Origin of the sequence: Rothia mucilaginosa (genome assembly GCF_964211445.1) — a bacterium.
GTDB lineage: Bacteria > Actinomycetota > Actinomycetes > Actinomycetales > Micrococcaceae > Rothia > Rothia mucilaginosa_E.
Genome location: NZ_CAXOQT010000010.1, coordinates 69258 through 80606 on the forward strand (window position 1 = coordinate 69258; position 11349 = coordinate 80606).

The window sequence follows — 11349 nt, forward strand, 5'->3', positions numbered from 1 at the left end:
CGGCGCTTTAAGCGGGGCGGGTGTCAGCGCACGCCCGTATGCTCAATGCTCCTGTGTGCTTAATACGCCGGGTGCTTACTTCGACCACATTGCGAGGTTGGCGGCGAGCAGCACTACGGTCACCAATACGTAGAAGACCAGGGCGGGTAGAAGCGCCCAACGGTACTTGGGCGCCAGCTCGCCTTCCAGGTTGCCGAAGCGCAGGGAGCGGAAGAGGAAGAAGCTCAGGATTGCGCCGGGCAGGTTACCGATGATGACCAGCAGAATGGTCAGGTATAGGGCGTAGGCTCGTTCGGTGCGTTCGTTCTCTGCGCCCGCGAACTTGAGGGTGCCGCCCAGCAGCAGGCTGAGGCAGGCGTTCAGGAATGCCACGGTGAAGAAGGGAATCTTCAGGGCGGCTTGGAAATCCATCTGGGAGTTCGCTGCGCCCAGAGCAATCCACAGCAGTAGCAGCGCGGGGATAATCATGAGGTACCAGAACAGGTACTTACGCATCTTCTCGGTGTTTTCGATGAGCGCGAAAATTGCGGTCACAGGGTGTCTCTTTCAGATGGTCTCAGGCGGGATTCGGTCGGATTCAGGAGGAGTGAGTGAAGGAGCAGGTGGGCACAGTAATACCTTGTCAGGCGTCGGTTTCGTCCCCAGCGTTGAGGGCGTCATCCACCTGGTCCTGCAGGGATTCGCGGCGCTCATTCTCAACGAATTCAATGTAGCGGCGCACGATGTAGTCCAGCAGCACCGACAGCGCAACAAAAGAGTAGTAGGGCTTACGCTGGGTGCTGATCTGGGTGGGGGTGGTCTGGTAGTGCAGGGAGTACTCGGCGTGCGAGGACATGTAGTTCACACCAATGGCGGTCACCGCAATCATGGGGATGCGGCGTAGCGCCAGCATCTTAATGTGTTCGCGCATGTTCTCGGTCTGGCCGGAGAAGGACACAATGATGACCACGTCGTCCTGGGTCATATTGTTCATGGCGCTTTCGAACTCATTGCGTGCCGGGATGACCTGGCAGAACTTACCGCAGACCTGCATGGACTTGGTAAATTCCTGCACGGCGTTGCGCTGCGCGTAGCCGGTACCGAAGCAGTACACGGTGCGAGCCTCATGGATGCGCTTGAGCAGCCCGCTCAGTTCCATGTGCTCGAGGTAGTCGTAGGTGCGCTGAATGTCTTCGCGGCCGCTCTCAATGAACCGCGGGTTGAAGGGTTCGCTGCGGTTCAGAGAGGACTTGATGAAGTACTTCAACTCAGCAAATCCGGAGAAGTTCAGCTTCTTCGTCAGGCGAATAATTGAGCTGGTCGAAGTATACGTTTTATGTGCCAAAGAGTTGATCGTTGACTCCGCAACGAACTCTTCATTTTCTAGCATGAATGCCAAAATTTCCCGTTCAGTTTCACTGAATCGGTGCTGGTTCGCATTCACGACGTCTTGTAAATCCACTCAAAGCTCCTGAATCCGATGGTGAGCAATATATAAATAGTACACGCTCTAGGGTCATCGGCCAGGGTGGGTGGGGGTGGTCATCCCTCACTTTGAGTGGGGTCTCGTGCAGATTTGAGTCCAGGCACGCGCCCGGGTACAGCTTCGCCGGCGGCATCGGTGTTATCCGATACCGCCGGCGAAGTCTATACCTTATGAGGCGTCATGCCGTCAGGCGGTTGAAAGCTGATACCTCTTAGGAGAGGGTCTTAGCTTCGTTCACCATGGTCTCGAAACGCTCGCGAACCTGGGGAACGTCCATGCCGACGATGACCTGGAATGCCTTGCCCTTACGGACGAGGCCCAGAGCGCCTGCATTCTTGAAGTCTGCATCCGAGGGGCTGACGAGGGACTCATCAGCGACGGAGACACGCAGGCGGGTTGCGCAGTTGTTCACGGTGGTGATGTTCTCTGCGCCACCGAGCAGCTCGAGGAAGCCAGCTGCACGGGGTGCGTAGAGGTCGCCGTCAGCGGACTCAGCAGCTGCGCCGCCGTTCTTCTCAGCAGCCTTAGCTGCCTTGTACTCTGCCTTGCTGTAGAGCTTGGTCTCGCCGCCGTCTTCTTCACGACCGGGGGTCTTGAAGTCGAACTTCAGAATCATGAAGCGGAAGATCAGGAAGTACAGGACGGTGAAGCACAGGCCCACACCAATCTGCATGAGGTAGGTGCCGGAGTGGTTTGCCCACAGCGGAATCCAGTTCTGGAACAGGAAGTCAAGCAGACCGCCACCCATGTAACCAACCAGACCCAGCTGGTACATGATTGCTGCCATGGATGCTGCCAGGATTGCGTGGACCAGGAACAGCGGGGGTGCCAGGAACAGGAAGGTGAACTCGAGGGGCTCGGTGATACCGATCAGGATTGCGGTAAGGCAGACGGGGATCATCAGAGCGAGAACTTCCTTGCGCTTCTCGGGACGAGCAGTGGTGTAGAACGCCGCTGCGATACCGATGGGTGCAAAGACCTTGGAGTTACCGTGCAGTGCGAAGCCGCCGCCGGGGAACAGTTCCTTCAGGGGCTTGTCGCTCTTTGCGAACTCGGTCAGGTGGGTCGGCCAGTCCTTAGCAATACCGTTCGGGGTAACAACATTACCGAAGACGAACGGGGAGTAGATGAAGTGGTGCAGACCGGTCGGAATCAGGAAGCGCTCGAGGAAAGTGTAAACCCACACGCCGAGTGCGCCGGATGCGATGAAGAAGCCCTGCAGGGAGGAGATGCCGTGCTGAGCGTAGGGCCACAGCCAGGAGAACAGGAATGCCACGGGCATCATCAGGAAGAAGCAGACGCCGTAGACGTACTGGGAACCCTGGAAGATACCGAGGAAGTCGGGCAGCTTCTTGTCGAACCAGCGGTTGTGTGCCCACACCACGATTGCGGAGATGATGATTGCACCGAAGATACCGGTGTCCATGGTCTTGATACCGGCGATCATCTTCAGACCGGTACCTGCCGCGCTCTTAGAGATGTCGGTGGTGTAGTCCAGGTCGAAGAAACCGGTGCCGCCCTTGCCCCATACCTTGAGCATGGTGCCGACGAAGTAGTTGAAGGTCAGGTAGACCATTGCAGCTTCCATCACTGCACGTGCGTTAGCGGTCTTTGCCAGTGCAATGGGCAGACCGATCACGAAGAGGAGTTCCATCTGGTTGAAGACGGTCCATGCGCCGGACTCCCAAACGGACCAGAAGTGGTTCCACGCGCTTTCCTTGTCAGCAGCGAGGGGGATCAGGTCGCCGTTCTGTGCAATGATCGCAATACCGACCGCGAGGCCAGCGAATGCGAAGAGAAGAACGGGTGCCAGCATGGCAGAGCCGAACCTCTGTACTTTTTCCATCATGAGGCTATACGCCCTTTCGGGTTGTCGAGTGAGCGGACGCAGGGGTTGGCGATCATTGCCAGCCTGCGATGGTCACGCCGCATCTTTATACCTCCAAACGAAAGTATATGAGACGGGTGCCACATATCCTGCGTGCGCTAAATGCCGAATGTGTTTTAGACAGAAACAATAATGCCAGGTATTACCTACCCGCAGGTACCAAAACTGTGAGTTTTGAAAGAGTTTTTCAGAACCTGAAACATCTCCCGGCACTGGTTAAAAATACTGAGGGCGGATGCGACTTTTCCCCTATTACTCAGCCCACAGAATCGATAGCATAAACAGTGCACCCATAGGTCAGAGTGCATAAACACTCACCACCTCAATACGCGGTGCGCATATCATTCTTCAACCTCACACATACCCCGGACTTAATACATGCACTTCCTCACCCTCAATACGCACAGCTGGTGCGAAATCCACCAGATTGCCAAGATCCGTACCCTCGCCAAGTTCATTATTGAACAGCAGGTGGACGTCATTGCGTTGCAGGAAGTCAACCAGCTCACCTCCACCCCCGTGGTGAAGGAGCCCCTCAACTACCGCGGCGGCGCCAGCATCTCGGTCCGCGAAGACAACTACGCCCTACTGCTCGTACAGGCGCTCAACGAAATGGGCGCCCGCTACGAATGGACCCTCACCGAAACCCACCTCGGTTGGGACCGTTACGACGAGTGCGTAGCCATCCTCTCGCGCCTGCCGATTCGCGGCATCAAGCCCATCGATATGTCCCCCGGCTACGGCTACCACCAGGTACAGCGCCGCGCCGCCCAGGCAGCGCTCATCGAAACTGAGACGGGTACCTTCTGGTGCGCCACCACCCACATGTCCTGGTGGGACTTCGACGGCGAGCCTCTCTTCGCGCAGGAATACGCACACCTCTCGCAGGAGCTTGCCGAGTGCGCCCGCACCGCCCCGGTACTTCTCGGCGGCGACTTCAACTCCGCGGCACACCTGAGCAATGAAGGCTACGCGCTGGTCACCTCCAGCGGCATGATTGACACCCGCTCCCTGGCGGAGCACACCGACGGCGAGAACACCGTCCACCGCGAAATAGCCGGATGGGAAGGTAGCACGGATGCCAAGCGCATCGACTTCGTTTTCGCCGATCGCTTGCTCACGGTCAACTCGCACGCGGTAGTCTTCCGCGACAACTCCCCCGAAGCTATCTCCGACCACAGCGGCCTGCTGCTAGAGATTGACCCTGAAAGCTGGGCACCGGAGAGCATCCTCACGCCCCTCACCAGCCAGTCCTAAAGGGGCATCAGACGTTAGCCGCCCGCAGAGCGGCACCACACAACACTCATCCATACCAAGGGAAGGAAGAACAATGACGACCCAGACCCAGTGGTGGCAGGAACCCGTTGTTTACCAGATTTACCCCCGTTCCTTCAACGACTCCAACGGCGACGGCATCGGCGACCTGCCCGGCATCACCGAGAAGATTCCGTACCTCGCCAACCTGGGTATTCAGGTGCTGTGGCTCTCCCCCATCTACGCGTCCCCGAACGACGACAACGGCTACGACATCTCCGACTACCGTGCGATCATGACCGAGTTCGGCACCATGGAAGACTTCGATGAGCTGCTCGAAACCGCGCACAAACACGGCATCAAGCTCATGATGGACCTGGTTGTCAACCACACTTCCGACGAGCACGAATGGTTCAAGCAGGCACGCTCCTCCAAGGACAACCCCTACCGCGACTACTACATTTGGCGCGACCCCAAGGGCTTCGATGAGGACGGCAAGCCGATTCCTCCGAACAACTGGATTTCCTGCTTCAGCCCCTCCGTGTGGGAGTGGGACGAGGCAACCGGCCAGTTCTACCTGCACTACTTCTCCATCAAGCAGCCCGACCTGAACTGGGAGAACCCGAAGGTCCGCGAAGAGGTCTACGACATCATGCGCTTCTGGCTGGACAAGGGTGTGGACGGCTTCCGTATGGACGTCATCAACCTGATTTCCAAGGACCTCTCCTTCCCCGATGACCCGGCAGTCCTGGCTGGCGGCCTCGACAACTCCCTGGCTGTCGCCGCTAACGGCCCGCGCGTGCACGAGTTCCTGCAGGAGATGAACCGCGAGGTCCTCAGCAAGTACCCGGTCATGACCGTGGGTGAAACTCCCTGCGTGACCGTGGACGACGCCGCACTCTACACCGGCTTCGACCGCAACGAGCTGCAGATGGTCTTCCAGTTCGAGCACATGGATGTGGACGCCTCCGAGGGCGGCGTGACCGGCAAGTGGTCCGACCGCCGCTTCGACCTGGTGGACCTCAAGAAGGTCCTCACCCACTGGCAGGAGGGTCTGCACGGCCGCGGTTGGAACTCCCTGTACTGGAACAACCACGACCAGCCGCGCACCGTCTCCCGCTTCGGTAACGACTCCCCCGAGTACCGCACCGTCAGCGCCAAGATGCTGGGCACCGTGCTACACATGATGCAGGGCACCCCCTACATCTACCAGGGTGAAGAGCTGGGCATGACCAACGTCTTCTTCGACGATGTGAAGGACTACAACGACCTGGAGATTCACGACTCCTGGCGCAAGTACGTTGAAGAGTCGGGCCGCGTCTCCGCCGAGGACATGCTGCGTTACATCAGTGCCTCCGGCCGCGACAACGCACGCACCCCCATGCAGTGGACCGCCGGTGAGAACGCAGGCTTCACCACCGGCACCCCGTGGCTGAAGCTGAACCCGCGCTACACCGAAATCAACGCAGAAGCAGAGCTGGCTAACCCGGATTCGGTGTTCTACCACTACCGCGACCTGATTAGCCTGCGCCGCGAGCACCCGATCATCCTGACCGGCGAGTACCGCCTCCTGGATGAAGAGGATGACCAGGTCTACGCCTACCTGCGCGTGAACTCTGACGAGGACGCCGCTGCAACCGGCGAGCGCGCCCTGTTGGTCGTCGCCAACTTCACCGATGACACCGTGCAGCTGAACTACGCGGGCGGCAACCTGGATTCGGTGGTTCTGACCAACTCGCAGGCGCTCTCCCCGACCGAGCTGAAGGCTATCGAGAACACTCCGAAGCTGATCAGCTCGAACTACCGCGATGAGAACCGCGAGTTCACCGACGAGGGCACCCTGCTGCGCCCCTACGAGGCGAAGGTTTACCTCTTCGGCAACGCTAAGTAGGCACGCCCCAAAAATGTAATGCGCGAGGGGGATCCGGCACAGACATTCCGGTCCCCCTCGCCCTATACTTCAATCACAGACACCTTTTTCCTCTTCGGCGTAACCCGCCGGTACAGAAAGGCAATTATGAGCAACTCCGAGGCATACGAGGTTCCCTCCTACGAGGGCCGCCAGTGGTGGAAGGAAGCCGTGGTGTACCAGGTGTACCCCCGCTCCTTCAACGACGCAAACGGCGACGGCATCGGCGATCTGAAGGGTATCACCGAGAAGCTGCCCTACCTGGCTAAGCTGGGCATCAACGTCATCTGGCTCTCCCCCGTGTTCGATTCGCCGAACGTGGATAACGGCTACGACATCTCTGACTACTTCGCCATCATGAGTGACTTCGGCACCATGGAAGACTTCGACGAGATGCTTGAGACCGCCCACAAGCACGGCATCAAGATCCTCATGGACCTGGTCGCAAACCACACCTCCGACCAGCACCCCTGGTTCAAGGAGTCCCGCTCCTCCAAGGACAACCCCTACCGCGACTACTACATCTGGAAGGACCCGAAGGGCTTCGACGAGGACGGCAACCCGATTCCTCCGAACAACTGGGCGTCCGAGTTCGGTGGCCCGGCGTGGGAGTGGGACGAGGCAACCGGCCAGTTCTACCTGCACATCTTCTTCAAGGAACAGCCCGACCTGAACTGGGAAAACGAGAAGGTTCGCGAGGACCTGTACTCCATGGTCCGCTGGTGGCTGGACAAGGGCGTTGACGGCTTCCGCCTGGACGCTATCAACATCATCTCCAAGCCCGAGGGCTTCCCGGATGACCCCTCCACCGACTTTGAGAAGCACACCTCCTCGATTCCGTTCGTCATCTCCAACGGCACCATGGTGCACCCGTGGATGAAGGAGCTCACCCGCGAGACCTTCAGCCGCTACGATGTGATGACCGTGGGCGAGACCAGCGCAACCAGCCCCGAGGACGCTAAGCTGTGGGCCGGCTACCACACCGGTGAGCTGAACATGATTTTCCACTTCGATCACATGGGTGTGGATAACGACCCGAACGGCTCTCTGGGCGGCAAGTGGTCCTACGCGCCGTACAAGCTGACCGAGCTCAAGCGCATCCTGAACGACTGGCAGACCACCCTGGAGGGTAACGCCTGGGGTTCGCTGTACTGGAACAACCACGACCAGCCGCGCGTGGTTTCCCGTTTCGGTAACGATTCGGATGAGTTCCGCACCCTGTCCGCTAAGCAGCTGGCGACCACCCTGCACTTCATGCAGGGCACCCCGTACATCTACCAGGGTGAAGAAATCGGCATGACCAACGTGAAGTTCGATTCGATTGAGGATTACCGCGATGGTGACTCGATTCGCTTCTACGAGGACATGCACGTTGACCACAAGCGTCTGAGCCACGAAGAGGCGATGCAGGCGATTTACATCAAGGGCCGCGACAACGCTCGTACCCCGGTTCAGTGGGATGCTTCCGCTAACGGTGGTTTCAGCCCCGAGGGTGTGACCCCGTGGATTGCTGTGAACCCGAACTACCCGGCGATTAACGCTGAGGCTGTTCTGGCGGATGAGGATTCGATCTTCTACCACTACCAGCAGCTGGTGGCTCTGCGCCGCGGCAAGCTGAAGGACCTGATGGTTTATGCGTCCTTCGCTCCGGTGGATTCGGTTCAGGTTCCGCACAACGAGGACGAGGCCGTGTACGCGTACACCCGTACCGGTGGCGCGGACGGTTCCCCGGCGAACGAGTCTCTGCTGGTGATTTCGAACTTCACCGCTGAGGAGCAGGAGCGTGACTTCGCCCTGCTGAACGAGGCTCGTGAGGCTGGCGCTCGTGTTGAGCTGGTGAGCTCCAACTACAAGGACGATGCGGGTTCGACCCTGCGCCCCTACGAGGCGAAAGTGTACCACATCGTACGCTAAGCGCTGTAGCTCGTTGAGTGCTACCGCGTGCCGATAAGGTGAATAGACAGTAGAAGGAGGGTGAGGCTTACGCCCCGCCCTCCTTTTGCTGTCTTTTTTGTTGTCTTCTTGGTTGTCTCAGCGTGCTTTCTTGGCTCTAATTAGCTGGCGAACACGAGCTGCAGGATTGGCACGGCGAGCGCGATCATTCCCACGCTGACGACCGCGCCGGCGGCAATGACGGGGGCTGCGGTGCCTTCGTGCCGGTAGTGGGTTTCCAGGATGACGATGTTCGCGGCTGGCGGCAGGACCGCAAGGATGAAGAGCACCTGCGGATGCGCGAGCAGCTGGTCGAAGTGCACGCCCGCCGTATCGTGCGCCCAGCGGGCGAACGCGAGCACGCCGACGCTGTAGACGCTCACGAGTACAGCGCGTAGGAGGGCCCATCCGGCGGCACGGGTCAGGTCTGCGCGGTGCAGCTTGGCGGCGCCGAGCCACATGCCCAGCACGATCATTCCGATAAAGCTGAAAACCCAGGTGAGCACCCGGTAGAAACCTGCCCCGTGCTGGCTCAGGATGGGCCCGGCGGGCAGGCAGAGCAGTCCCACCACCACGGCGATGACGGGCGGGCTGGTACACAGGCCCCGCAGCACCGTGCGGAGGGTTCCGCCACGGTTTCTAGGGGCTTGTGCATCCGGTGCAGTGCCCTCCCCCGCTCTGGGTTGCCCTGCACTCGCGTCTCCGCGTAGTAGCGAGGTTCCCAGGATATTGCCCATGATGGAGTTGCCGATGTATGCGCCAATGTACACGCGCACGGCTTCTTCGCCCCAGAATCCGGCAACCACGGGGATGCCGAAGAGTCCCGCATTCAGGTACACGAAGGCGAGCTTCTGCACGGGGTCGCCGGTGATGCGCCCGGCACAGAGCACGCCGAGAACCATCAATACCATGGTGGAGGCGGCGACCAAGAACAGCTCGGGGCGGCTAGTGGCGACGGTGTAGATGATGACGGCGGGGATAATCCAGCGGGTCAGCAGGGCGGAGGCGCTTTCTTTCAGACGGTTGCCCCAGTGCTCGGGTAGCAACATTGCGAGTCCGAAGCCTACCCCTAAGTAGAGGAGTGGGAGGATCATTCCCATGCTTGTTCCTTTCGCTGTTGCTGTGTCTGTGCCGTTGTTTTACGGCTAAGGTCCCTGTCTAATAACCCTACACTGAACCTTCAGGTTGAGGTTTATTGATTTTTTGTTGTATTTTTCGAAATTTTCGCGTCATATTGCATCTTATTCGCTGATGCTCTCGTTTTTTATACGGTTCGCTTCTAATCTTGAAATATAGAGAGAATATATTTTCCACCACATTCTTTCGTTCTATCACAGACACTCATTTCTTACGAGATGAGGAACTAGGCTGTTTCTTCTCCCGTAAGGCTAAATATGCAGGAGCCCGCAATGCAACAACCGTATCAATCTCCCCCTCCCGAATCCGGTGGCGTCCCCCAGCAATCTGCAAAGCGTCCTGCGCAGGCTTCTAGCCAGCATGCTGATGCGCATATTCCGCAGCGCTCTTCTGCTCTGCTTACTGCCCCTGCTACAGCTTCTATAGCCGCTGTACCCGCCTCTGAGGGCCCTGAGCAGACCTTTAGGGTGACTCACCCGGTGTTGAGTGTTATCTCGTGGCTGATTGCGGCTGCGAGCGCTGTGTGGCTTGTCATTCTGGGCGTCTCATTGGTGTTGAATGTCGCGTCGGGAGTGAGCCATGATTCTGAGTTTATGATGCTGACCTACGGCGTGTATATGGCGTGCGCGTTTGGGTTCTGCTGTTTTGGTACGTTTTTTGCTCTGCATTTTGGGTTGGGGTCGAGCGCTCATTGGCGTGATTCGATTCGTCACCCGCATCACCCGCATTAAAGGTTTTTCTTTTCCCCGTGTGGTTTTGTGGAGAGTTTTTAGTTCTTTTATTTGAACTCTCGTTTTAAATATTTTGGTGTTTTTCTTTAAAATTCATGCGAAAAATCTAGGCTACGGAGTATTTTCAGAAACGCTCATATGAAAGAAGCCGCCCGGCGCATCACAGCAGGATGCACCGGGCGGCTCCTTACGGGGCTTCAGCCATCTTAGGTTGCACACTCAAAGGGGTTCAGGAGCCGAACATGCAGACGCTCAAAATCTTTGACATTGCGCGTTACGAGAGTAAGACCATGAGTCAAAGCAGTTGCAGCGATCCATGCGTCGTTCTCCGGCGCTTTATCCGGCACGTGAAGCCCTGCACAACAATCAGCTACAGCTCCGTCAATGACAAGAGTTCGTTTCTGAAATTTCTCTCGAACTGCCAAAAACCACTCACGCAGATAAGCACCTTGTATCGGATCTTTACGCTCCATAGCAAGCACACCGCGCTCTAGTTCCATAAGGGTCACGACGCTAATATAGAGTGGCTTTTCTGAATAACGGCGAAACCACGACTCAAAAACAGGGTCAGCCTTACCGCGTGAGAGCTTCCACAACTCAGAAATAATATTGGTATCAAGCAGGTACATCGTTGTCCCCTAGAACTCTACAATGGGGCGCTGATGTGCGGAACGTTCTGCCGTGGGGAATTCTTCGGGCAGGTCCATACCTTCAGCAGGTTGAGGGTAGTTTGCGAAGAAATCATACAGGGAAGAGCTCTCATTCTGGCTACGCGAATACTCTTCATAGGTCATAAGGACATAGGTGGGTTCACCACGCTTAGTGATAATAACGGGTGATTGCTGAGCCTGCTTCTGGGCTTTGGCGAGATTTTGGTTGAACTCGCGGCTGGTCATAACGGTCATAATTTCCCCCTTGCTGCTCACGACATGAAAACATAAATAATGTAACTACGTAGCTACATTATATTTTCCTTTCAGTACTACGACAACCCCTCCATCTTCAGACCCGCTATATATCGTTAGGAAGATAC

General features: G+C 57.6%; 10 protein-coding genes. 4 read left to right on the forward strand and 6 right to left on the reverse strand.

The genetic code is table 11. From position 1 onward, the window contains the following. Positions 1-75: 75 nt before the first annotated feature. The 3 genes from AB8E48_RS03910 to AB8E48_RS03920 form a co-directional block, all read right to left on the reverse strand. On the reverse strand, positions 76-534 hold the full coding sequence (locus AB8E48_RS03910) for a cell shape determination protein CcmA (RefSeq protein ID WP_314423098.1): 459 nt from the start codon (positions 532-534) through the stop codon (positions 76-78). Positions 535-622: 88 nt separating this feature from the next. Next, complete coding sequence (locus tag AB8E48_RS03915) at positions 623-1369, reverse strand: MurR/RpiR family transcriptional regulator (RefSeq protein ID WP_246823180.1); 747 nt, start codon at positions 1367-1369, stop codon at positions 623-625. Between the two features lie 307 nt (positions 1370-1676). Continuing rightward, positions 1677-3314 (reverse strand): alpha-glucoside-specific PTS transporter subunit IIBC, encoded by a 1638-nt coding sequence (locus AB8E48_RS03920; protein WP_049353733.1) that lies wholly within the window; start codon positions 3312-3314, stop codon positions 1677-1679. Positions 3315-3731: 417 nt separating this feature from the next. On the opposite strand from AB8E48_RS03920, the gene AB8E48_RS03925 reads away from it, so the two are divergent. The 3 genes from AB8E48_RS03925 (at position 3732) to AB8E48_RS03935 (ending at position 8430) form a co-directional block, all read left to right on the forward strand. After that, positions 3732-4610 (forward strand): endonuclease/exonuclease/phosphatase family protein, encoded by an 879-nt coding sequence (locus AB8E48_RS03925; RefSeq protein WP_368885836.1) that lies wholly within the window; start codon positions 3732-3734, stop codon positions 4608-4610. Positions 4611-4683: 73 nt separating this feature from the next. Further along, a complete protein-coding gene (locus AB8E48_RS03930) occupies positions 4684-6498 on the forward strand; it encodes an alpha-glucosidase (protein ID WP_368885837.1) in 1815 nt (604 codons plus the stop codon). A gap of 126 nt (positions 6499-6624) precedes the next feature. Further along, positions 6625-8430 (forward strand): glycoside hydrolase family 13 protein, encoded by a 1806-nt coding sequence (locus tag AB8E48_RS03935; RefSeq protein ID WP_314656824.1) that lies wholly within the window; start codon positions 6625-6627, stop codon positions 8428-8430. Between the two features lie 140 nt (positions 8431-8570). On the opposite strand, the gene AB8E48_RS03940 is transcribed toward AB8E48_RS03935, so the two are convergent. Next, positions 8571-9548 carry an AEC family transporter gene (locus AB8E48_RS03940; protein ID WP_368885838.1) on the reverse strand — a complete coding sequence of 326 codons (978 nt, stop codon included), beginning with the start codon at positions 9546-9548 and terminating at the stop codon, positions 8571-8573. Positions 9549-9842: 294 nt separating this feature from the next. On the opposite strand from AB8E48_RS03940, the gene AB8E48_RS03945 reads away from it, so the two are divergent. After that, positions 9843-10316: a hypothetical protein gene (locus tag AB8E48_RS03945; protein ID WP_141747366.1), complete on the forward strand. Its 474-nt coding sequence runs from the start codon at positions 9843-9845 to the stop codon at positions 10314-10316. A gap of 206 nt (positions 10317-10522) precedes the next feature. On the opposite strand, the gene AB8E48_RS03950 is transcribed toward AB8E48_RS03945, so the two are convergent. Together AB8E48_RS03950 and AB8E48_RS03955 are read right to left on the reverse strand one after the other, a co-directional pair. Next, entirely contained in the window at positions 10523-10945 is a 423-nt protein-coding gene (locus tag AB8E48_RS03950; RefSeq protein ID WP_083301090.1) for a type II toxin-antitoxin system VapC family toxin, read from the reverse strand. A 9-nt stretch (positions 10946-10954) separates the two neighbouring features. Beyond that, a complete protein-coding gene (locus AB8E48_RS03955; protein ID WP_070593719.1) occupies positions 10955-11221 on the reverse strand; it encodes a type II toxin-antitoxin system Phd/YefM family antitoxin in 267 nt (88 codons plus the stop codon). Positions 11222-11349 lie beyond the last annotated feature (128 nt).

Bases quoted from the DNA above. Each gene is read 5' to 3' on its own strand.
- AB8E48_RS03915 (WP_246823180.1), bottom strand. From the start codon at position 1,369: ATGCTAGAAAATGAAGAGTTCGTTGCGGAGTCAACGATCAACTCTTTG.
- AB8E48_RS03920 (WP_049353733.1), bottom strand. From the start codon at position 3,314: ATGATGGAAAAAGTACAGAGGTTCGGCTCTGCCATGCTGGCACCCGTT.
- AB8E48_RS03925 (WP_368885836.1), top strand. From the start codon at position 3,732: ATGCACTTCCTCACCCTCAATACGCACAGCTGGTGCGAAATCCACCAG.
- AB8E48_RS03930 (WP_368885837.1), top strand. From the start codon at position 4,684: ATGACGACCCAGACCCAGTGGTGGCAGGAACCCGTTGTTTACCAGATT.
- AB8E48_RS03935 (WP_314656824.1), top strand. From the start codon at position 6,625: ATGAGCAACTCCGAGGCATACGAGGTTCCCTCCTACGAGGGCCGCCAG.
- AB8E48_RS03940 (WP_368885838.1), bottom strand. From the start codon at position 9,548: ATGGGAATGATCCTCCCACTCCTCTACTTAGGGGTAGGCTTCGGACTC.
- AB8E48_RS03945 (WP_141747366.1), top strand. From the start codon at position 9,843: ATGCAGGAGCCCGCAATGCAACAACCGTATCAATCTCCCCCTCCCGAA.
- AB8E48_RS03950 (WP_083301090.1), bottom strand. From the start codon at position 10,945: ATGTACCTGCTTGATACCAATATTATTTCTGAGTTGTGGAAGCTCTCA.
- AB8E48_RS03955 (WP_070593719.1), bottom strand. From the start codon at position 11,221: ATGACCGTTATGACCAGCCGCGAGTTCAACCAAAATCTCGCCAAAGCC.